The organism is Prevotella multiformis (genome assembly GCF_018127985.1).
Lineage (GTDB): Bacteria > Bacteroidota > Bacteroidia > Bacteroidales > Bacteroidaceae > Prevotella > Prevotella multiformis.
This window is the reverse complement of sequence record NZ_CP072357.1, coordinates 1-22,029: the sequence shown is the minus strand read 5'-3', so window position 1 is coordinate 22,029 and position 22,029 is coordinate 1. Positions and strand designations below refer to the sequence as shown.

Sequence of the window (22,029 nt, the reverse complement as noted above, 5' to 3'; positions counted from 1 at the left end):
GGTTATCGACCTCTCTTATCATTGCCATCTATACAAACACCGTGCCACCCGGGGGCGACATCCGGCTGCATATCTTAAGCAAAGATAAGCAAAAAAATCGATAACCTCTCTATCTAAAGGAAGATTTTTCCTAAAATTATTGTTCGCTTACAAGTTTGTTGAACTCTTCAAGACTTACGCTCTTGACATTCAGCTTGACAATTTCCTTGACAGCGGCAGCGAGCTTGCGGTCGAGTGCAGCCTCGACGAACGAGTCGATGTTCTCACGCTTCTTCAGCATATCGTCCGCATAGCCGTTCAGGTAGTCGTCCGGAACGTTTGTCATACCATACTGGGCGAACTGCGCACGGGCCATCTGACGCGCACTCTCACGGACATCATTGTCTTCTACCTTGATGCCGTGGGCTGCTGCCAGCTGCTGCTTGATCAGGTGCCATGTCAGTTCCCTGATGCTCTGCTCATAGTTTTTCTCTACGAACTCCTCGCCCTTGTCCTTGTTGTTGGCGAGCATGATGCGCTTCAGGAGCGCGTCCGGGAAGGTCAGCTTGCCCACTTTCTTCTCGCAGTAAGCACGGAGATCCTGGATGAACCTGTAGTCAGAATCACCCTTCAGCTGTTCCTTCAGGCCGTCGGCAATCGCCTTGCGAAAACCGGCCTCGTCCTTGATGCCGGCCTCTTCGCCGTAGACACCGTTCCAGAGTTCGGCATTGTTCTCAGCCTTGACAAAGCGTGAAATCTCGGTAATCTGGTAAGAGAAGTTGCCCTTATGCTCGCCCACTTCCTCCTTCTTGATCTTCAAGAGAGAAGAGACTTCTATATCGTTGTCGGGATAAGCGGCAGTCGGGTTGAAAGTGATGATGTCGCCCAGCTTGGCTCCGTCAAAAAGTTTCTTCTGATCCTCGACCTTGATGTACTGCGGCATCATCGAAGCGCCCTCCACAGTGATGCCGCCCTCGAGCGTATTGCCGTTCTCGTCCAGCTCGCGAAGATCCCCCTTCAGCATATCACGCTGCTCCGGGTCGAAGGTCTCGGCCTTGTCATAGTGGCCTGCACGGCTCCGGAACATCTCTACCTGCTGGTCGATCAGCTTGTCGTCAACGGCGATCTCATAGTAATCAACCTTGTTCTTTCCGCTCAGTTCAATATTGAACTCAGGAGCAACGGCAATATCGAACTTGAACTCATAAGGAGCAGCCTTTTCCAGATCGACAGCCTCCCCGGCCTCCGGCGCCAGCGGCTGGCCCAGCATCTGGATTTTGTTGTCGGCAATGTATTTCTGAAGGTTCTCACCCAGGATTTTGTTGATGGTATCCATCTTGACCTGCATGCCGTACTGACGCTTGACCAAGCCCATCGGCACCTGCCCCGGACGGAAGCCGGGGACATTGGCGTGCTTGCGGTAATCCTTGAGGGTCTTCTCCACCTCATCCTTGTAATCAGCTTCCTCAACGGTAATCGTCATCAGACCGTTCACCTTGTCGGGATTCTCAAATGAAATTTTCATCTTTGATGTTCTATATTATTGTTTATTGTTATTTATCAACAGCGTACAGCTGCGAGAAGACACACTCCCTCCCCGCAGTCTTTGAGGTGCAAAGGTACTTAAAAAATCGCATACCTTTATAATATACAGGTGGAAATTTGTTTTTTTAACCAAGGAGGACGGGGCTGGAGGACGGGTATATCCCTTCCGGATCCAGCCATGACCTTGCCGCTTCCCCACAGTACGTCCACGCCCATCCGTACCTTCCAGGCGAAAGGCCGCAACACCGGACTCCACAACCGGAACGGCCGGAAATGCCGTGCCCGATGCTTGGGGACACGGTCGCCGCCGGGACACCGTATCAGCAACGCTACGGCGACTGCCGGGAGGCCGGATTACTGGCGGACAATGCCGTCTGCCTCTTCCTGTGCCCGCTTGCGCTGGTCGAGCAGCTGGAAGTCTTTCTTCTGCAGGACGAAGTCTGTACCGAGGTACTTCTCCTTCACGATCTTGTTGGCAGCCAGCTCCTCCGGCGTTCCCTTGAAGAGGATGCGCCCCTCAAAAAGGAGATAGGCGCGGTCGGTGATGTTCAGCGTTTCATGTACATTATGATCCGTGATGAGGATTCCGATATTGCGGAACTTCAGCCGCCATACAATGTGCTGGATGTCCTCGACGGCAATCGGATCTACCCCGGCAAACGGCTCGTCGAGCATGATGAACTTCGGGTCGATCGCCAGACAGCGGGCTATCTCGCAGCGGCGACGCTCACCGCCGGAGAGACGGTCGCCGAGGTTCCTGCGCACCTTCTCCAACCGGAACTCCCGTATGAGGCCCTCCATCTTGTCGATGCGTTCCTGCTTCGAGAGCTTCGTCATTTCCAGTACGCTCATGATGTTGTCCTCCACACTCATCTTGCGGAAGACGCTCGCCTCCTGCGGCAGATAGCCGATGCCGGCACGGGCGCGCTTGTAGACGGGGAAGTTGGTGATCTCCCGGTCGTCGATGTAGACGTGCCCCTCGTTCGGAACGACAAGCCCCGTCGTCATATAGAACGACGTTGTCTTTCCGGCACCGTTCGGCCCGAGCAGTCCCACGATTTCCCCTTGCCGCACATGGATGCTTACCCCGTTGGCTACCGTACGCTTCCCGTACCGCTTCACCAGCTTCTCCGTCCGGAGCACACTCCCCTCCTCCTGCGGACGGACCACAATCTTATCTGTCTCTGACATAGCTTTTTCTTTTAGCATTTACACAGGCGGGCATCACCTGACACCACCGCTGCAATCGCTGCAAAATTAATAAATTAAAAGCAGACAGCCGTCATAAAGACGTGAAAAGAAACAAAAGAGAAGAGCTGCATACGGACCGGGGGGCGTACGCGTACGCTTCCGCCTGTCTCCTTCACCAGCAGGGCTTGTGCCGGCACGGGGCTGCCGCCGGTCCGCACATCGGGCTACATCTCCCGCACTCTGCCGGACCGCTTTTCACAGCCTGCACCTGCCCGGTTATCCTGCGGGGATACGAAGAACATCGGGGAAACACACCGATCTGTATTGCGCACTACAACAACAAGAACCTGCGGGGATACGAAGAACATCGGGGAAACACACCTACGACTGGTGCGGAGACGCCGTCTACAAAGGGCGGGAAGCAGCCTTCCCGACTATTAAATAATGTCTTTCCTGCCTGTTTCTGTGATATTTTGGCTAATTTTGCACATTCAAACCAAAAGGAGAAATCATGCTTGTCTTCAAGTGGCTGAACACATTCGGCAATTATCTTATACTGATGGGACGGTCGTTCAGCCGCCCTGAACGGATGCGGATGTTCCTGAAACGGTACGTCAAGGAAATGTCGCAGCTGGGGGTCGACTCCATCGGCATCGTCCTGCTCATCTCGTTCTTCATCGGTGCGGTGATATGTATACAGATCAAGCTCAACGTGCAGAGCCCCTGGATGCCTCACTGGGTGTCGGGCTACGTGACGCGCGAAATCATGCTGCTGGAGTTCTCCAGCAGCATCATGTGCCTGATCCTCTCGGGGAAGGTCGGGTCGAACATCGCATCAGAGCTGGGGACGATGCGGGTCACGCAGCAAATCGACGCCCTGGAAATTATGGGCATCAATTCCGCCAGCTACCTCATCCTGCCGAAAATGCTGGGACTGATCACCATCATGCCGTTCCTTGTCATCTTCTCGGCGGCTACGGGTATCATCGGAGCGTATGCAACGGCATACATCGGGCACATCATCACGCCGATCGACCTGACCGCCGGACTGCAGCACGACTTCAATGCTTGGTTCATGTGGATGAGCATCATCAAAGGATTCTTCTTCGCCTTCATCATCTCGAGCGTATCCTCCTACATGGGCTATACGGTGAAAGGCGGCAGCGTAGAAGTGGGCAAGGCATCCACCGATGCCGTCGTCTGCTCGAGTGTCCTGATTCTCTTCAGCGATGTGTTCCTGACGCAGATATTGAGTTAATATGAACACCTCTCCCTGAGGGGAAAGTAAACATTGACAAAGGTGAAAAAGCAAAACCTACTGCCCTCCTTGGGAGGGACTGGAGGAAGTTCTCATTATGATTGAAGTAAAACATCTCTACAAGTCGTTCGGCAACAAGGAAGTGCTGAAGGATATAAACACCGTCTTTGAAGACGGGAAGACGAACCTCATCATCGGACAGAGCGGTGCGGGAAAGACCGTACTGATGCGGTCGCTCACCGGCCTGCTCGACCCGACCAGCGGCGAAGTGCTCTATGACGGGCGCAACTTCGTCAACATGACAAAGAAGGAGAAGATTCTCATGCGCCGCGAAATGGGAATGATCTTTCAGGGTGCAGCCCTCTTCGATTCGCTTACCGTGCTGGAGAATGTGCGGTTTCCGCTGGACATGTTCTCGGATATGACGGCACAGGAACGTGACCGCCGGGCGATGGAATGTCTGGAGCGTGTAAACCTGGCAGGAGCCGAGCAGAAGTTTCCCGGTGAGATTTCGGGCGGCATGCAGAAACGTGTCGCCATCGCACGCGCCATCGTGATGAACCCGAAGTACCTCTTCTGTGACGAGCCGAACTCCGGACTGGACCCGAAGACATCGCTCGTCATCGACGAACTGCTGACCAGCATCACCCGGGAGTTCGACATGACGACCATCATCAACACCCACGACATGAACTCGGTGATGGGCATCGGGGAGAATATCATCTTCATTGCTGATGGCAGAAAGGAGTGGCAGGGCAACAAGGACACGGTCATTTCCTCCCACAACCAGAAGCTGAACGACCTCGTCTTCGCTTCCGACCTCTTCAAGAAAGTCAAGAGCATAGAAGAAAACAAGACTGCGCTGTAAGGAGACCCGGCAGCTCATGACACACTGATATATTCCTGCACAATCCCTTATCCTTCCTGCCAAGACAGGGAGGATAAGGGATTGTCTTTTCCCATCGGCAGACACAAGGGAACCGATCATTAAAGACCATGCAGAAAGAGGCTTGGCAGGACTGCAGACAAGCCTCTGTCAGGCTCCGCTCAAGCACCCTTCGACCGCCGAAGAGCGCCCCGGAAACAGGGATGATAAAACCTGCCTGAAAAGTGCAGAACAATCCCTTGCACACAGGCTTTCATGCCGCCACTAAAACTTTCAAGAGACCGACTTTCCTTACCAGATAAGTTTTTGTTTTGCCGGCTGTCATTTTAACATTTACAGCCAATACGCTGTATATAAACACTTTGAGTGCCACCGAAGTGTGACGGGAGTGACTGGAAAATCCGTTCGCGTCTCTTTATCCCACACAGTGCTTATCTCATCCTCCACACGCCTTTCTTCTTGATCATCGGGACAACGACCTGTTCCGTCGTCCTGTCACCAAAATGAAAGAGCAGAAAAGCACTGGCTGTACTGTCCTTCGCCGAGAACACGGATGCTCCTAACGATATCGAGTCGATTCCTTCGTGCCGGCTTTTCTGCTGCTCCACAAACTGCTGAAGATTCAGCAGCAGCTGTTTCCGATAGCCGTCGGGCAGTCTGTCCGGCCGGTTCTCACCCTTCAAGAAGGCTTCATACTTCCCTTTCAGCAGCTGTTCATAATAGAGTCTGGCCGCACGGGCAGCCAGTTCTCCCTGATCAACCTCCTCCTTCTTACTTCCACAAGCCGCCAGCAGCAATGCCGAAGCAAAAAGAAAGGGTAGTATCATCCACTTCATATACACACCTCCTACGGCTACTTCTGACGGACGAACACATTGATCGGACAGCCGTGCAGGTTCCAGTTCTCGCGTATCTTGTTCTCCAGGAAACGGCGGTACTGCTCCTTGACATACTGCGGCAGATTGGCATAGAACACGAAAGACGGTATCTGCGTGTTGGGCAGCTGCGAACAGTACTTGATCTTGATGTACTTTCCCTTCACCGACTGGGGCGGCGTCGACTCGATGATGGGCAGCATCACCTCGTTCAGCTTCGTCGTACCGATGTGCCTCTTGCGGTTCTGATAGACTTCCTTTGCCGTTTCCAGCACCTTGAAGATACGCTGCTTGGTCAGTGCAGAAGCAAAGATGATCGGGAAGTCGACGAACGGTGCCATACGCTTACGGATAGCATTCTCGAAAGTATCGATAACCTTCTGGTTCTTGTCTTCCACCAAGTCCCACTTGTTCACGACTACAACAAGGCTCTTGTTGTTGCGCTGGATGAGCTGAAAGATATTCATGTCCTGCGCCTCGATGCCTCGGGTTGCATCCAGCATAAGGATGCAGACGTCAGAGTTCTCGATGCTTCGGATGGAACGCATGACGCTGTAAAATTCCAGATCCTCGGTCACCTTGTTCTTGCGGCGGATGCCGGCAGTATCGACGAGATAGAAGTCGAAACCGAACTTGTTGTAACGGGTATAGATGCTGTCGCGGGTCGTACCGGCAATCTCGGTCACGATGTTACGGTCCTCGCCGATGAAGGCATTGATGATGCTCGACTTGCCGGCGTTAGGACGGCCTACGACGGCGAAACGGGGTATGTCCTGGTCGACCGTCTCGTCCGGCGCATCCTTCAGCCGCTCAAGCAGCAGGTCCAGCAGGTCGCCTGTACCGCCGCCCGTAGCGGCACTGATACAGACGGGATCGCCCAGACCGAGCTTATAGAACTCGGCCGCCTGATAGGACTCGCCGCTGTTGTCCACCTTGTTGGCGACAAGAAGCACAGGCAGCTTGGTACGGCGGAGAATCATTGCGACATCCTCGTCCCAGTCGGTGACACCGGTCTCGGTATCAACAAGGAAGAGCACGAGGTCGGCCTCTTCGGTCGCCACAAGCACCTGCTTGCGGATCGCATCTTCAAAAATATCATCTGATTTGACGACCCATCCGCCAGTGTCGACAACGGAAAACTCGCGTCCGTTCCACTGGCACTTGCCATACTGCCGGTCGCGCGTCGTACCGGCCGTGTCGCTCACGATGGCGTGGCGGGTCTGGGTCAACCGGTTGAAAAGCGTGGACTTACCGACGTTCGGACGGCCCACAATCGCTACTAAATTTGCCATTCATGCTGGTCTTTTCCCTCCTCATGGACAACTGGACAATGCCGGTATTCTACTGTGAGGAGGCGCCGGATGTGGTCAGGCATCCGATGAATATTTGCCGGGGATGACCATTCCCCAGCCCTCGCATTGTGCGAGAGTGTGCCCTACTAAACAGTCAGGGCGATTCTGTTTCTCTTATGATCAGGGAGGACTGTCAGATTCATTGATTCCGCCAGTCCTGTCAGTCGAATTGAATCCATAGACAAATAAAGTCCCATAGGGCACAAGTCCCAGAACCTCTCCCGTCTTTTTCCGTCAGGCATCCCCCGTAAGAACCGGCGCTTTTTACTTTTTCACCTTTTCACTTTTCCTCTCGGATCACTCCGGATTATACCCGAAGTTGTTCAGCTCCTTCTGCGAGTTGCGCCAGTCCTTGTCCACCTTCACGAACGTCTCAAGAAAAATCTTCTTGCCGAAGAAACGCTCCAGGCTCTTGCGGGCCTCGGTCGCCACTTTCTTGAGCGCCATTCCCTGGTGCCCGATGATGATGCCCTTCTGGCTGCTGCGCTCAACGTAGATGACCGCATTGATATGTATCTGGCGGTCATCCTCCTTGAAACGCTCAACGACAACCTCAACAGAATAAGGGATTTCCTTGTCGTAATAGCGCAGGATCTTCTCACGGATGATCTCCGAGACGAAGAACCTTGCCGGCTTGTCCGTCAGCTGATCCTTGTCAAAGAAGGCCGGACTCTCCGGCAGCAGTTCATGGATGCGCTTCATGAGCATATCCGTGCCGAACTTGTTCTTGGCCGATATGGGGAGGATCTCCGCATCGGGAAGCAGGCTGTGCCACTTCTCCACGAGGTCGCCGAGCTTCGACTGGTCACTCTCGTCAATCTTGTTGATCAGGAGGATTACCGGTATCGTCATCTTCGCGACCTTCTCCAGAAAGTCCATGTTCTTCTCCGGATTCTCGATGACATCCGTCACATAAAGCAGGACATCGGCATCGGCCAGGGCCGACTCGGAGAACTGGAGCATCATCTCCTGCATCTTGTAGTTCGGCTTCAACACGCCCGGCGTGTCCGAGAAGACGATCTGAGCATCCTCCGTATTGACGATACCCATGATACGGTGGCGCGTTGTCTGTGCCTTGAAAGTGGCAATGCTGAGCTTCTCACCGACGAGCTGGTTCATCAGTGTGCTCTTTCCGACATTCGGATTGCCGACGATGTTTACGAATCCTGCTTTGTGCATAATCTTTTCTAAGTTACCGGGGAGGAGCCGCCCCGGTCAATCTGTTTCAACTCCTTGACAAACTTGACTCCTAAAAAAACGCATCAATCTTATTGGGAAAAGAAAGATGCGTTCTTTTGTGTATGATAACTTAGCGTCTTTATTTCTTAACCGCTGCGGAAGCTCCGTCATACGCCCACCTGTAATAAGAGGCACCATTGACGAAACCCGCTCCGAAAGCCGTGAAGATGATTCTGTCGCCTTTCTTCAGTTTCGATTCGAAGTCCCAGAGAACAAGCGGCATACAGGCGGCGCTGGTGTTGCCGTAACGCTGGATGTTCACCAGCACCTTCTCCATCGGAACACCGATACGCTTTGCCACAGCCTCGATGATACGCAGATTGGCCTGATGACAGACAACATAATTGATGTCTTCCTGTGTCAGACCGTTGCGTTCCAGCAAAGCCGCACAGTCGTCGCCCATGGCCGTGACAGCATAACGGAACACCGTGCGCCCCTCCTGGTAAGTGTAATGCAGCCGATGGTCGACCGTGAACCGGGAAGAAGGGCATACGGAACCGCCCGCCTTGATGTGGAGGAACGGAAGTCCCTTGCCGTCCGTACGGTGGTAGGAGTCTATCAGACCGATGTTTTCCTCGGTCGTCCCTTCCACCATCACGGCACCTGCCCCGTCGCCGAAGAGCGGACAGGTCGCACGGTCACGGTAGTCGGTAATGGCCGACATCTTGTCAGCTCCGATTACGATGATGCGCTTGTGACGGCCGCTCTGAATCATGTTGCAGGCAACATCGAAAGCATACATGAAGCCGCAGCACGCAGCAGCAAAGTCAAATGCGAAAGCGTTCTTCAGACCCAGCTTGCCCAAGACAATGGAAGCTGTGGAAGGGTGCGGATAGTCAGGAGTCGTAGTGGCGACGATGACAGCATCGATACTGTCAGGATCGGCACCGGTCTTCTTCATCAGAAGTTTGGCCGCCTTGCGTGCCATATAGGATGTGCCGAGACCTTCCTCCGTGAGAATGCGGCGCTCCTTGATGCCCGTGCGGGTGGTGATCCACTCGTCATTGGTATCCACCATACGCGACAGTTCCTCGTTGTTGAGGACATAGTCGGGCACGTAACCTGCGACACCTGTGATGATCGCATTGATGTTGCTCATGTCTATTCAGCTGTTTCCTTTACGACAGCAACCTTGCCACGATAGTAACCGCAGGTAGGACAAACCGTGTGGTAAACATAATAAGCGCCACAGTTGGGGCATACTGCCAGTGTAGGAGCTACTGCCTTATCGTGAGTTCTTCTCTTGAGTGTACGGGTCTTTGACTGTCTTCTTTTTGGATGTGCCATAATTCTTTAAACGTTTAATATATTATTCTTTCAGTTTTAATAGAGTTTCCCAGCGCGGATCCACCGTCACCCCGTCTTCCTGACCGCTTCGGGCGGCAGAGTGCTCTTCGAGAGCTCGTATCATAGCAGGGTTGCATTTTCCAGGTGCATGCACATGCCTGATAGGGATTGCGAGGGCAATGAATTCGTAGAGGAGCCATGTGACATCGAGTATTCCTTCGTCCTCGGCCACCGTCACAAGGTCGTCCTCTTCTGAGTTTTCTGTTCCAAATTTCGCTTCGAGACGCTGCGTTGTCTCTACAGACTGCTCCATCGGTTCGAGACAGAGGTCGCACGGAACCATCACCGTGCCTGTCTCATGAAAGTCCAGGGTAAAGAAATCATTTTCCGTGCGCACGATGTCGACAGACACACGCACGCACCCCCGCCTCACTTCGGGAGCGTCAATCGCCTTAAAGTAAGTGTCATCCAGGTCGAAATCAAGGTGACTTGCACCTTTTTCCAGACCTTTCAAGTCAATCTTAAGGGTTTCCAAGTCCATAATTGGGTTGCAAAGTTACGAATATTTTTCTGATTATAAGCAAATTAAAAGTAAAAAAAGTGAGGACGCATAAAGCAAGCCTCTCCTGCATCATCATTCCTTTCCTATATAAGGCAGCCGGTAAAACGTATGCAACGGCAAGCCGGCACAGGAGCCGGCTGCCTGCAAAAGCAGGCCATGGAACATACGATGACGGACTACGGAAGCAGCGTTCCGGTGCTACGGCAATCCGACAGGGGCATTGTCGCCCTGCCGTTCCGGCATGGACTTTCCACCTGTACCCGACAATCCGGCAGGCTTGCGAAAAGAGTGTCTGCCGATTCAACTGATACGGCAAAGAAGCGTCTTGCAGATCAAGATGGGTCATCAAGGGCACCGGGAATCCTGTTCCCAACCGGTCTGGAACAGGAGTACCGATGCCTGGGAACACGGGTACCGGCCGCCGGGAACAGGAGTACCAGCCGTCAGCGTGCAGAAAAGGTACTCACGATTCAGCCCCCGGAAAGCGCATGAGGGAGCGCTTCAGGTATCCGATTCGCAAGGACAGGCATCCTCCGTATGTCCCTCTGCTGGTCATCTGCCCTTATATCTGGCGCATTTCCTGCTCCTTCCCAAGTTCAATACGGAAAGTGGTTCCTTTCCCGATCTCTGAACTCTTCACGAAGATCCTTCCGTGATGGTATTCCTCCACGATGCGCCTGGCAAGGCTCAATCCCAGTCCCCAGCCACGTTTCTTGGTCGTGAAACCTGGACGGAACACATTTCTTATATCCTTCTTTTTAATTCCCCTGCCCGTGTCCGAGACCTCTACGACGACACGTCTTCCGGCCTCTTCCAGACGGATCGTGATGGAACCGGACGCACCGCCCATCGAATCGACGGCATTCTTGCAGAGATTCTCCACAACCCATTCGAAGAGCGAGGCATTCATCTTTACAATAAAGTTGCCGGACGGGAACTCGGTCCTGATGTCTATCTTCCGGGATGTACGCCGGTTCATGTAGTCCACGACGTGCTGCAGCACCTCCTTCAGGTCGGCAGGGACAGGCTCGGGGACGGAGCCGATCTTGGAGAAACGGTCGGCGATGAGCTGCAGCCGTTTTACGTCCTTGTCCATCTCCGGCAGCAGTTCGTCGTCGGGATAGTTTTCCCTCAGGATTGTTGTCCATGCCATCAGAGAGGAAATAGGCGTACCCAGCTGATGGGCCGTCTCTTTGCTCAGGCCCACCCACACCTTGTTCTGCTCCGCCCGCTTCGAGGTGAGCAGGGCCATGACCGCCACGACCACGAAAAGCATCACCACGCCCAGCTGGATGTAAGGATAGACAGCTATGCGCTTCAGCATCAGCGATTCATCATAACACACGTCTATGTAATCTCCGCGGCGGCTGCTTAAAGGAATACGGATCACCCGCCCCGCCGATTTCATCCGCAAGGCCATATCCGCCAGTTTCGCCGTACGGTCGGCGGCATTGTGTGCCCTGACACTTACGTTACGGCAATCCGTCACAGTGCCCTCACTGTCCAGGACGACGACCGGGATAGAGTTGTTCTCGTCCAGCACCTTCAGCACCAGGCTCAGGTCCGTGTTCTCATCCGCCTCGCTCAGCGACTTCATCGCTTCTGCCCAGACCTGCATTCTGCTCCGCTCCTGCCTGGCAAGGTCATCGGTCAGGAAATGGGACACAACCAGCGAGGCGACGGCAATGATGATTGCTGCCACTACCAGGAATATCTTTACCTGCCGGATTCTGTCTGTCCACTGCATATATTCCATCTAACGACAAAGCGTGTAGATTATTGCATGGTCATAGGACAAGACCGCATCAGCAGGGAAAACAGATTGTACGTCGTGAGAATACCTTGTTTTAGGTATTGCAGGAAAGGAAGCGTTTCCATACTTTTGCACATCTTTAATTATTATTTAACAAGATTGCATTCAAAATGAAAAAAAAGATTTTTCTGTCACTTGCGATAGCAGCCACGGCTGCCATTCCCTGTCATGCACAGACTGACAGCACACGAGAAGCGACTCTGCAGCTGAAGGAAGTAACCATCAGCACGACCCGCATTCCGGAGGTGAAGTCGAACGCAGCGGCAACGGTCACAATCATCGACCAGAAACAGATTGCCGAGATGAGCAAGGTCGCTCCGGATATGTCACATCTGCTGGGACTGCTCACACCGGGCATGGCACTTTCGAGCAATACAACCAGTTCGCGTTCACAGTCGCTCCGCGGCAGAAGCGCGCTTGTACTGATCGACGGTATTCCGCAGTCTACCCCTCTGCGCTCTACCGACCGCGACATCCGTACGATCGACGTATCGGCAATCGACCATATCGAGATCGTGAAAGGATCAACGGCATTATACGGAAATGGTGCCATCGGCGGCCTGATCAATATCATCACCAAGAAGAATGCTGCCCACAGAGCCATCGGCGGACAGACGACGCTCTCCGGTTCTACCTACAACTTCTTCCGTCAGGGAAAGGGACAAGGATATCGTATCAACCAGCAGCTATACGGGGCGGCCGGGAATCTCGACTACCTTGTCAATGGGACATTCGGACGGACAGGAAGCAGCGTCGACGGGGACGGACAGTTCATCTCGCCCCGGTACGGGCTTGGAGACACCTATACGACGAATGCACTCGTGAAACTGGGCTATGCCTTTTCGCCGAAGAACAGAATCGAACTTATGTACAACTTCTACCGCAGTCTGCAGGACACACGCCTTGTCCCTTCCGGCGGCAAATACCTGAAGCAGCCGGCCATCGGCATCGTCGGCGACAGGGATCCGCTGGCAGTGGACGAGGGAACACGCTACAACCACAATGCCTACCTGAAGTTCACGTCACATGATCTGTTCGCCCATACGGATTTTGAAACGGCTGTCTACGGATCGAGCCTGTACACCATCTTCGACTTCCGGAAAGCCAATCCGGCACAGCCACGCTGGGAGGAGACCAGCGGACAGTCGGCCGTCAAGGACCGTAAATTCGGTTTCCGCACGCAGTTCAGCACTCGTCTCATATTCTCGGACAATGCTTTCACGCACCTTGTCTATGGTTATGATTACCTTTTCGACAAGACGGCACAGCCCCTCGTCGACGGACGTTACTGGATGCCGTGGCTGACGAGCAACAACCATGCGCCGTTCCTGCAGACAAAGACAACGCTGTGGCAGTGGTTCAACATCAAGCTGGGCGGACGCTACGACTTCATCAATGTAAGCGTGCCCGATTACGATGTGCTGCGTAACAAGCTCTCTGCCCCGCAGGTTCATGTGAAAGGTGGCTCGCTCAGATACAACAACCTCTCGTTCAATATCGGGCTTTCCTATAACAGGTATCCCGTCTTCCAGCCTTTCGTCGCTTTCTCACAGGGGTTCTCCATCTTCGACCTGGGACGCACCCTGCGTGCTGCCAAAGCGGATGTACTCGAAAAGATCTCCACCGAACCGGTAAAGACGGACAACTACGAAATAGGAGCTTATTCAAACATCAACAACTGGCTGCAGATCAACGGTTCATTCTTCTACACCTACTCAAAACTGGGTAGCGACCTCAAGATTGAAAACGGATTCTGGGTAGTGAACCGTACACCGCAGAAGGTCTATGGCATTGAACTAAGCGCAGATGCACAGATTCTAAGCAACCTCAAGGCAGGAGCAAATCTTTCATGGTTCGAAGGAAAGCTGAAATCGGCATCAGGAGATTGGGACACCTATATGTCAAACATCTCCATTCCTGCCGCCAAACTGGCAATGTACGTCAATTATGCTCCGGTCAAGAACACTTATCTGAACCTACAGTACATCCATACGGGAAAACGTGACCGCTTTGCACCGAATGCCGCAGGGGCATACAACGAAGGAGAAGGAAAGGTGAACCGCATCAACCTTCTGAATCTTACGGCAGGAGTAAGGCTGAAGGCATGGGACCTGAGCCTGGCCGTTTCCAATCTGCTGAACTACACCTATTACACTCCGTCCTCCATGCTGATGGCCCGCAATGCGGAATATGCACATGCTGACGGACGCAATATAACCCTCACTGCAAGCTTCAGATACTAAGCTACAACAAAAATCCGCAATTTATCCTACCGAGCGAATAATTTTACATCGCTCTATAGGATAAATTGCGGAGTCATAGTCTACCAAAAACTGATTGGTAAACATTCTATCGCAATTCTCCAGAAATCATCATTCAACCCGACAAAGACCAGCTGATTAGTCATCATTCTGCCCAATGCCAGACTGATAACTGCCCTCCACAGATACTGTCAGGCAGGCATATTCAAGAATATCACTGTCCGGTAAAAATAAACTGAAACCTCTGTATCTTTTTATCCATCGGTGTTGCAGCTGTTTTACTTATCCAGAGGCTTGGTTTTCTGTTTCACACTGCAAGCATTATAAAAATGTGTTTATTTTGGCAACGGCAAACCTATAATGACCGATAATTCAAAGAAATCATAAGTTTAAGTCTATTTTATCTAACAAGGACAGACCCAAAAAGTTTTACCGGACAGCAATAATTCAAGAACATAATCATTCTTTTTCTGTTCACCATTCCCGGTGGAGAAATCCTCACAGTACAGCAGACTTCCTCAATTGCAAAAAAGCAATTCAACAGTTTACTTCAAAACCCATCACAGTCTATTATTTTCTACTGACCCTCTTCTCCCCCTATCATCGCCTATCATTGGGTCAGTCCTAAAACCCAGTTGCAAGTCTATCCGCTTAAGCACATAATTTCATAAGTATTTATTACCTTTGCATCATGAAGAGTCACCAATTATTACGTTGCATCTTTCCAGATGTACTTGCCGACTACTTTGATGTTGTCGATATTCAAGAGAGTGTTTCCCAGTTTGACTTTTGGCTTGACGAGCGTAACTTCATGGAAAAGTCAGACCATAAGTTAGGCACTGTAAGCAGTTATGGTTTTACCAGCGAGCGTGTTATTCAGGACTTTCCCCTTCGTGGCAAAGCAGTTTACCTCCATGTTCGCCGTCGCAAGTGGCGTGACAGTTCCAACGGAGAGATATTTACTTATTCATATGATGATTTGACGGCCGAGGGCAGTAAACTATCCCCCGAGTTCGTTTCTTTTTTAAAAGAATAGAATTGAGTCCACTGCAGAGAGCATCGCAAGCATTGGTGCGCACTATGGCGTAAATGGCAAGCTGTTATCCACACAGTACAAGGAACATTTCAGTGATTATCGTAGCTGGAATCAGTTGGATCATGCTCAAGACTGGCTATTGTTTGAAGATAACATAGGAGAGAGTCTAAGTATCGATGAGACCTGTCTAAGCAGTGGCGAGGTTTATACTTTTCTGACCAACAAGGCGGGAAAGGGCAGAAAAGGGACTTTAGTGGCTGTGGTTAAAGGGACCAAGGCTGAGGACGTCATCCAGGTTCTCAAGAAGATAAACCTTTCTAAACGGAAGACTGTCAAGGAGATAACACTCGATTTGTCATCTTCGATGATGCGCATAGCCCGCTCTGTTTTTCCCAAAGCACTTATTACCAATGACAGATTTCATGTGCAGAAACTATATTATGATGCTCTGGATGACATGCGTATCGCTTACCGATGGATGGCAAGAGATAAAGAGAATGAGGAGATAAAAGAAGCTAAAAGTAAGGGAAAGGAATATATACCATTTAGATACAGCAATGGTGACACGCGCAAGCAGTTGCTCGCCAGAGCAAAGTTCATATTGACCAAGCACAAGACCAAGTGGACTGAAACACAGAAAGGTAGGGCACAGATCATCTTTGAACATTATCCGACACTGAAAAAGGCATATGATTTGGCTATGAAACTTACCGACATTTATAACATCAAGAGCATCAAGGATGCTGCAAGGCTGAAGCTGGCAAAATGGTTTAATGAGGTTGAAGAGCTGGGAGTGGACAATTTCTACACAGTGATTGACACGTTTGAAAATCATTATCAAACCATACTCAATTTCTTTGTAAACAGAGCTACGAATGCAAATGCCGAGTCATTCAATGCTAAGGTTAAGGCATTCAGGGCACAGTTCAGAGGAGTTACAGATATTCCTTTCTTTTTATATAGGCTTATGAAATTGTGTGTTTAAGCGGGTAGGCTTGCAACTGGGTTTTAGGACTGACCCCTTATTTTCTACTGACCCTCTTCTCCCTCCTATAACCGCCTAACATCGCTTATCACCGCCTGCCCCCAACAGAAAAAGGGAGAGCCCCGGAGATTTCTCTCCGGGGCTCTCCCGTGTCTGAAAGGAGGCGGCCACCTACTCTCCCGCATTGCATTGCAGTACCATCGGCGCAGGCGGGCTTAACTTCTCTGTTCGGAATGGGAAGAGGTGGGACCCCGCCGCAATAACCACCTGAATGTATCCGGGACGGCGCTCCCGCGGAATGTCCTTCCGCAGGGACGCGGCGCCCGTATGGGTGACGTATCGCACAGGCAGGACAGGAACCCGTCCCCCGGAGGGGGGAGGGGACAGCCGGAAGAGTGAGCGCCGGCCTCCCCGGCGCCGGAAAGGCGGGGGAGACCCGGAAGAAAGTCTCGGGCAATTAGTAGCGCTCGGCTTTGACGTCGCCGTCTTTACACCTGCGCCCTATCAACGTCATCGTCTCTGACGGCCCTCATGAGGAGTTCTAATCTTGCGGCCGGCTTCGCACTTAGATGCTTTCAGCGCTTATCCGATCCAGACTCAGCTACCCGGCGGTGCACCTGGCGGCACAACCGGCTGACCGGAGGTCTGTCCGCCACGGTCCTCTCGTACTAGTGACGGCACCACGCAAAACTCCAACGCCCACGATAGATAGAGACCGAACTGTCTCACGACGTTCTGAACCCAGCTCGCGTGCCACTTTAATGGGCGAACAGCCCAACCCTTGGGACCTTCTCCAGCCCCAGGATGTGACGAGCCGACATCGAGGTGCCAAACCACCCCGTCGATATGAGCTCTTGGGGGGGATCAGCCTGTTATCCCCGGAGTACCTTTTATCCTTTGAGCGACGGAGTTTCCATGCACGTCCGCCGGATCACTATGCCCTGGTTTCCCACCTGCTCGGCATGTCTGCCTCCCAGTCAGGCGCCCTTATGCCATTGCACTCCATGAGGCCGGTTACCGATCGGCCCGAGGGCACCTTTGGAAGCCTCCGTTACGCTTTTGGAGGCGACCACCCCAGTCAAACTGCCCGCCAAGCAGTGTCCGCGCCACAGGCGCGTTAGACCTCAGACAGCCGAAGGGCCGTATTTCAAGGGCGGCTCCGCGGACGCTGGCGCGCCCGCCTCGAAGCCTCCGGCCTATCCTACACATCGGATGACCGAGGTCAGTGCTAAGCTGCAGTAAAGGTTCACGGGGTCTTTTCGTCCCATCGCGGGTAATCGGCATCTTCACCGATACTACAATTTCACTGAGATCATGGTCGAGACAGCGTCCGGATCATTACACCATTCGTGCAGGTCGGAACTTACCCGACAAGGAATTTCGCTACCTTAGGACCGTTATAGTTACGGCCGCCGTTTACCGGGGCTTCAATTCGACGCTTCCCATCGCTGGTGACGTCTCCTCTTAACCTTCCGGCACCGGGCAGGTGTCAGGCTGTATACCTCATCTTTCGAGTTCGCACAGCCCTGTGTTTTTGTTAAACAGTTGCCTGGACCTATTCTCTGCGCCTCGTGTCGCCACGAGGACCCCTTATCCCGAAGTTACGGGGTCAGTTTGCCTAGTTCCTTGACCATGAATCTCTCAACGCCTCAGTATGTTCTACCCGACCACGTGTGTCCGTTTGCGGTACGGGTCGCAGTACCATTAAGTTTAGCGGATTTTCTCGGGAGTATGGTTACCTGCGCTCGGCCCTTCCCGGAGGAAGAGCCGTACTTTCGTGTTTCAGCTCCAGCGGCGGATTTGCCTGCCGCTGTCAAAGCCTACGCACTTAAACGCCCTGTTCCGTCAGGGCGCGGCAGTGTCACTGCTCCGTCTCCACGTCACTGATAATGCGAGTTGCGGAATGTTGACCGCATCTGCCATCGCCATCGCCGTTCGGCTGAGGCTTAGGACCCGACTGACCCCGGGCTGACTGGCATCGCCCGGGAAACCTCGGTCTTTCGGCGAAAGGGAATCCCACCCTTTTTATCGTTACTCATACCTACATTTGCTTTTCCATGCCCTCCAGGATCGGTCGCCCTCACCATTCAGCGGCCATGGAATGCTCCCCTACCGATACTTGCAATGCACATTGCTATCCCGCGCCTTCGGCATCTGCCTTATACCCGATTATTATCCACGCCCGGACCCTCGACCAGTGAGCTGTTACGCACTCTTTGAATGAATGGCTGCTTCCAAGCCAACATCCTGGCTGTCACGGGGACCAGACTTCGTTAGACTAACTCAGGCAGAATTCCGGGGCCTTAGACGGCGGTCTGGATTCTTCTCCTCTCGGGGACGGACCTTAGCACCCGCCCCCTTACTGCACGGCTGCAGTCCATGAGCATTCGGAGTTCGTCAGGTCTCGACAGGCGGTGAAGCCCTCTCGACCTATCGGTCGCTCTACCTCTCATGGATATCGCCGCACGCGGCACCTAAATGCCTTTCGGGGAGTACGAGCTATCTCCAAGTTTGATTGGCCTTTCACTCCTACACTCGCCTCATCGGGAAGCTTTTCAACGCTTATCCGTGCGGCCCTCCATCCGGTGTTACCCGGACTTCAGCCTGGGCAAGTGTAGATCACTTGGTTTCGCGTCTGCCCCGTCCGACTCGACGCCCTCTTCAGGCTCGCTTCCACTGCGGATGCGCGTCTCATGACGCTTATCCTCGCCGGACACGGCAACTCGTAGGTTCATTATGCAAAAGGCACGCCGTCACCGCTCGCGCGGCTCCGACCGCTTGTAGGCGCACGGTTTCAGGAACTCTTTCACTCCCCTCGCGGGGTGCTTTTCACCTTTCCCTCACGGTACTCGTTCACTATCGGTCTCACGGGAGTATTTAGCCTTGCCGGATGGTCCCGGCGGGTTCGCGCAGAATTCCACGTGTTCCGCGTTACTCAGGATACCGCTACGCCCCATCATGCTCCGGATACGGGACTGTCACCCGCTACGGTCCCGCTTTCCAGCGGGTTCTCCTCACAGTCAGGGTGCGACGGCGCGGTCCTACAACCCCGGCGGCGCATCGCTACGCAGCCGGTTTGGGCTACTCCCCGTTCGCTCGCCGCTACTGGGGGAATCATTCGTTTATTTTCTCTTCCTGGAGGTACTAAGATGTTTCAGTTCCCTCCGTTCGCCTCACCGCAGATGCGGTGATGACAGGCCTTCAGCCTGCCGGGTTGTCCCATTCGGAAATCCCAGGATCAACGGTCATTTGCACCTACCCGGGGCTTATCGCAGCTTATCACGTCCTTCATCGCCTCCGTGAGCCAAGGCATCCGCCATGCGCCCTTTCTTACTTTCTTCGCCTTCCCCGCGGGAAAACGCGGGGATGCAGCTCATACTTTCAGCTGTCTTTCAGATTCCATCCGGGGGAAAAAACCCCCGGAGAACGCCGGACTCCGTGAGGAGACCGGCTCTGCTTTACAGTCTTGCCTGTGTCAATATGTCAAAGATCGTGCGGAGAGAGAAGGAGGAGGACGGGAGGATGGAATCCCCCGGACCCGCACCGGTTCCCTCCGGAAGTGGAGAATAACGGATTCGAACCGTTGACCCCCTGCTTGCAAAGCAGGTGCTCTAGCCAGCTGAGCTAATCCCCCGGGAAAAGAGAAAGGACGGAAGTAGTCCCAGGCAGACTTGAACTGCCGACCTCCACATTATCAGTGTGGCGCTCTAACCAACTGAGCTATAGGACTGAGTTGGAAGAAAGCTATGCGGCCTCCGCTGCCGGACTTCCTCTTCTCTTATTCGAAAAGACAGAGACGGAGCAGCACAGGAAGGGAAACGAACCCGAGACGCTCCCGTCGCATGAAGCGGAAAGACGACCGCTCCAGAAAGGAGGTGTTCCAGCCGCACCTTCCGGTACGGCTACCTTGTTACGACTTAGCCCCAATCACCAGTTTTGCCCTAGGCCGATCCTCGCGGTCACGGACTTCAGGCACCCCCGGCTTTCATGGCTTGACGGGCGGTGTGTACAAGGCCCGGGAACGTATTCACCGCGCCGTGGCTGATGCGCGATTACTAGCGAATCCAGCTTCGTGGGGTCGGGTTGCAGACCCCAGTCCGAACTGAGACCGGCTTTATAGATTCGGCGCGCCTCGCGGAACGCCAGCCCTCTGTACCGGCCATTGTAACACGTGTGTAGCCCCGGACGTAAGGGCCGTGCTGATTTGACGTCGTCCCCACCTTCCTCGCACCTTGCGGCGGCAGTGTCCCCGGAGTGCCCGGCATAACCCGATGGCAACTGGGGAGAGGGGTTGCGCTCGTTATGGCACTTGAGCCGACACCTCACGGCACGAGCTGACGACAACCATGCAGCACCTTCGCAGAGACCCCGAAGGGCGTCATTATCTCTAAATCCTTCCTCTGCAATTCAAGCCCGGGTAAGGTTCCTCGCGTATCATCGAATTAAACCACATGTTCCTCCGCTTGTGCGGGCCCCCGTCAATTCCTTTGAGTTTCACCGTTGCCGGCGTACTCCCCAGGTGGGATGCTTAACGCTTTCGCTTGGCCCCCGGCGCCAGGCGCCGAGAGCGGGCATCCATCGTTTACCGTGCGGACTACCAGGGTATCTAATCCTGTTCGATACCCGCACCTTCGAGCTTCAGCGTCAGTTGCGCTCCCGCCGGCTGCCTTCGCAATCGGGGTTCTTCGTCATATCTAAGCATTTCACCGCTACACGACGAATTCCGCCGGCGTTGCGCGTACTCAAGGGAACCAGTATGCGCTGCACATCAGACGTTGAGCGCCTACATTTCACAACACACTTAATCCCCGGCCTACGCTCCCTTTAAACCCAATAAATCCGGATAACGCCCGGACCTTCCGTATTACCGCGGCTGCTGGCACGGAATTAGCCGGTCCTTATTCATGCGGTACCTGCAAAAAGGGACGCGTCCCTCACTTTATCCCCGCATAAAAGCAGTTTACAACCCGTAGGGCCGTCCTCCTGCACGCTACTTGGCTGGTTCAGGCTTCCGCCCATTGACCAATATTCCTCACTGCTGCCTCCCGTAGGAGTTTGGACCGTGTCTCAGTTCCAATGTGGGGGACCTTCCTCTCAGAACCCCTACTGATCGTCGCCTTGGTGGGCCGTCACCCCGCCAACCAGCTAATCAGACGCATCCCCGTCCGTCACCGCAAAAAAGCTTTACTTCACCTCGGATGCCGTCAGTGAAGGCCATGCGGTATTAGTCTGCCTTTCGGCAGGTTATCCCGCAGTGACGGGAAGGTTGGATACGCGTTACTCACCCGTGCGCCGGTCGACGTCCGAAGAGTGCGAGCACTCAACGCCGTTTCCCCTCGACTTGCATGTGTTAAGCCTGTAGCCAGCGTTCATCCTGAGCCAGGATCAAACTCTCCACTGTAAAATGTGATGACAAGACCGGACGACGGATAGCGGACAGGAGCGAAAGCCCCGTCCCGTCATCCAGGCCTCGGATAATCTCTGTCCCGGAACGCCTTTACCGAAATATCAAGCTCAAAGAGCACCTCGTTCAAAAAGCAAAAGGGCGGAACGGCAGAATGGCGGAAGCCAGAATGCCTGCCCTGATGCCGAATTGATCGGTTCGTTTCTTTTACCCGTCCGCACGGCATGCGTGCCGCGCAGACGCTTCTTGTACTACTTCTCTGTCTATGTAAATCCTTTCAAAGAACTCTTTCTTTCTGTGCAAACGGAACAAGCCGTGCGGCTCGTTTCGTAAAGCGAGTGCAAAGGTATAAAGAA

14 protein-coding genes, 2 tRNA genes and 3 rRNA genes are annotated in these 22,029 nt (G+C 53.4%); 5 read left to right on the top strand and 14 right to left on the bottom strand.

The annotated features are described in order from the left end of the window. Nucleotides 1-136 precede the first annotated feature (136 nt). On the bottom strand, nt 137-1,504 hold the full coding sequence (gene tig, locus J4864_RS00095) for a trigger factor (RefSeq protein WP_211814151.1): 1,368 nt from the start codon (nt 1,502-1,504) through the stop codon (nt 137-139). Nucleotides 1,505-1,878: 374 nt separating this feature from the next. Next, nucleotides 1,879-2,715: an LPS export ABC transporter ATP-binding protein gene (gene lptB / locus J4864_RS00090; protein ID WP_211814150.1), complete on the bottom strand. Its 837-nt coding sequence runs from the start codon at nt 2,713-2,715 to the stop codon at nt 1,879-1,881. A gap of 511 nt (nt 2,716-3,226) precedes the next feature. Between lptB and J4864_RS00085 the strand changes: the two genes are divergently transcribed. Continuing rightward, nucleotides 3,227-3,973, top strand: coding sequence for an MlaE family ABC transporter permease (locus tag J4864_RS00085; RefSeq protein ID WP_007368089.1), 747 nt, complete (start codon nt 3,227-3,229; stop codon nt 3,971-3,973). A 97-nt stretch (nt 3,974-4,070) separates the two neighbouring features. Continuing rightward, the gene (locus J4864_RS00080; RefSeq protein ID WP_211814149.1) at nt 4,071-4,841 is read left to right on the top strand and encodes an ABC transporter ATP-binding protein; all 771 of its coding nucleotides are present in this window, start codon (nt 4,071-4,073) and stop codon (nt 4,839-4,841) included. 449 nt (nt 4,842-5,290) lie between these two features. Here the strand turns inward: J4864_RS00080 and J4864_RS00075 are convergent, their stop codons facing one another. The 7 genes from J4864_RS00075 to J4864_RS00045 form a co-directional block, all read right to left on the bottom strand. Beyond that, on the bottom strand, nt 5,291-5,695 hold the full coding sequence (locus J4864_RS00075) for a hypothetical protein (RefSeq protein WP_211814148.1): 405 nt from the start codon (nt 5,693-5,695) through the stop codon (nt 5,291-5,293). A 17-nt stretch (nt 5,696-5,712) separates the two neighbouring features. Then, nucleotides 5,713-7,026: a ribosome biogenesis GTPase Der gene (gene der / locus J4864_RS00070; RefSeq protein WP_211814147.1), complete on the bottom strand. Its 1,314-nt coding sequence runs from the start codon at nt 7,024-7,026 to the stop codon at nt 5,713-5,715. Between the two features lie 357 nt (nt 7,027-7,383). Then, nucleotides 7,384-8,265, bottom strand: a complete 882-nt coding sequence (gene era, locus J4864_RS00065) for a GTPase Era (protein ID WP_211814146.1) — start codon at nt 8,263-8,265, stop codon at nt 7,384-7,386. Between the two features lie 139 nt (nt 8,266-8,404). Then, the gene (locus J4864_RS00060; protein ID WP_211814145.1) at nt 8,405-9,424 is read right to left on the bottom strand and encodes a beta-ketoacyl-ACP synthase III; all 1,020 of its coding nucleotides are present in this window, start codon (nt 9,422-9,424) and stop codon (nt 8,405-8,407) included. 2 nt (nt 9,425-9,426) lie between these two features. Next, nucleotides 9,427-9,612, bottom strand: a complete 186-nt coding sequence (rpmF, locus tag J4864_RS00055; protein WP_004382259.1) for a 50S ribosomal protein L32 — start codon at nt 9,610-9,612, stop codon at nt 9,427-9,429. 22 nt (nt 9,613-9,634) lie between these two features. Further along, nucleotides 9,635-10,153 carry a YceD family protein gene (locus tag J4864_RS00050; RefSeq protein WP_211814144.1) on the bottom strand — a complete coding sequence of 173 codons (519 nt, stop codon included), beginning with the start codon at nt 10,151-10,153 and terminating at the stop codon, nt 9,635-9,637. A gap of 583 nt (nt 10,154-10,736) precedes the next feature. After that, nucleotides 10,737-11,921 (bottom strand): sensor histidine kinase, encoded by a 1,185-nt coding sequence (locus J4864_RS00045; protein ID WP_025068328.1) that lies wholly within the window; start codon nt 11,919-11,921, stop codon nt 10,737-10,739. A 176-nt stretch (nt 11,922-12,097) separates the two neighbouring features. On the opposite strand from J4864_RS00045, the gene J4864_RS00040 reads away from it, so the two are divergent. From J4864_RS00040 to J4864_RS00030, 3 genes are all read left to right on the top strand, one after another. Further along, the gene (locus tag J4864_RS00040; RefSeq protein WP_211814143.1) at nt 12,098-14,230 is read left to right on the top strand and encodes a TonB-dependent receptor; all 2,133 of its coding nucleotides are present in this window, start codon (nt 12,098-12,100) and stop codon (nt 14,228-14,230) included. 709 nt (nt 14,231-14,939) lie between these two features. Further along, nucleotides 14,940-15,284: an ISAon1 family transposase N-terminal region protein gene (locus J4864_RS00035; protein WP_211813866.1), complete on the top strand. Its 345-nt coding sequence runs from the start codon at nt 14,940-14,942 to the stop codon at nt 15,282-15,284. Between the two features lies 1 nt (nt 15,285). Continuing rightward, nucleotides 15,286-16,269: an ISAon1 family transposase gene (locus J4864_RS00030; protein WP_449579655.1), complete on the top strand. Its 984-nt coding sequence runs from the start codon at nt 15,286-15,288 to the stop codon at nt 16,267-16,269. 158 nt (nt 16,270-16,427) lie between these two features. On the opposite strand, the gene rrf is transcribed toward J4864_RS00030, so the two are convergent. The 5 genes from rrf to J4864_RS00005 form a co-directional block, all read right to left on the bottom strand. Beyond that, nucleotides 16,428-16,540, bottom strand: a 5S ribosomal RNA gene (rrf, locus tag J4864_RS00025). A 167-nt stretch (nt 16,541-16,707) separates the two neighbouring features. Then, nucleotides 16,708-19,609: ribosomal RNA gene (locus J4864_RS00020) — 23S ribosomal RNA — on the bottom strand. A gap of 220 nt (nt 19,610-19,829) precedes the next feature. Then, a tRNA-Ala gene (locus J4864_RS00015) sits at nt 19,830-19,903 on the bottom strand. Between the two features lie 22 nt (nt 19,904-19,925). Beyond that, nucleotides 19,926-19,999: transfer RNA gene (locus J4864_RS00010), tRNA-Ile, on the bottom strand. A gap of 138 nt (nt 20,000-20,137) precedes the next feature. After that, nucleotides 20,138-21,670, bottom strand: a 16S ribosomal RNA gene (locus tag J4864_RS00005). Together the 16S, 23S and 5S rRNA genes with 2 tRNA genes alongside form the textbook arrangement of a ribosomal RNA operon. Between the last annotated feature and the right edge of the window lie 359 nt (nt 21,671-22,029).

Bases quoted from the DNA above. Each gene is read 5' to 3' on its own strand.
- era (WP_211814146.1), bottom strand. From the start codon at position 8,265: ATGCACAAAGCAGGATTCGTAAACATCGTCGGCAATCCGAATGTCGGA.
- J4864_RS00085 (WP_007368089.1), top strand. From the start codon at position 3,227: ATGCTTGTCTTCAAGTGGCTGAACACATTCGGCAATTATCTTATACTG.
- J4864_RS00060 (WP_211814145.1), bottom strand. From the start codon at position 9,424: ATGAGCAACATCAATGCGATCATCACAGGTGTCGCAGGTTACGTGCCC.
- der (WP_211814147.1), bottom strand. From the start codon at position 7,026: ATGGCAAATTTAGTAGCGATTGTGGGCCGTCCGAACGTCGGTAAGTCC.
- J4864_RS00040 (WP_211814143.1), top strand. From the start codon at position 12,098: ATGAAAAAAAAGATTTTTCTGTCACTTGCGATAGCAGCCACGGCTGCC.
- lptB (WP_211814150.1), bottom strand. From the start codon at position 2,715: ATGTCAGAGACAGATAAGATTGTGGTCCGTCCGCAGGAGGAGGGGAGT.
- tig (WP_211814151.1), bottom strand. From the start codon at position 1,504: ATGAAAATTTCATTTGAGAATCCCGACAAGGTGAACGGTCTGATGACG.
- J4864_RS00035 (WP_211813866.1), top strand. From the start codon at position 14,940: ATGAAGAGTCACCAATTATTACGTTGCATCTTTCCAGATGTACTTGCC.
- rpmF (WP_004382259.1), bottom strand. From the start codon at position 9,612: ATGGCACATCCAAAAAGAAGACAGTCAAAGACCCGTACACTCAAGAGA.
- J4864_RS00075 (WP_211814148.1), bottom strand. From the start codon at position 5,695: ATGAAGTGGATGATACTACCCTTTCTTTTTGCTTCGGCATTGCTGCTG.
- J4864_RS00080 (WP_211814149.1), top strand. From the start codon at position 4,071: ATGATTGAAGTAAAACATCTCTACAAGTCGTTCGGCAACAAGGAAGTG.
- J4864_RS00045 (WP_025068328.1), bottom strand. From the start codon at position 11,921: ATGCAGTGGACAGACAGAATCCGGCAGGTAAAGATATTCCTGGTAGTG.
- J4864_RS00050 (WP_211814144.1), bottom strand. From the start codon at position 10,153: ATGGACTTGGAAACCCTTAAGATTGACTTGAAAGGTCTGGAAAAAGGT.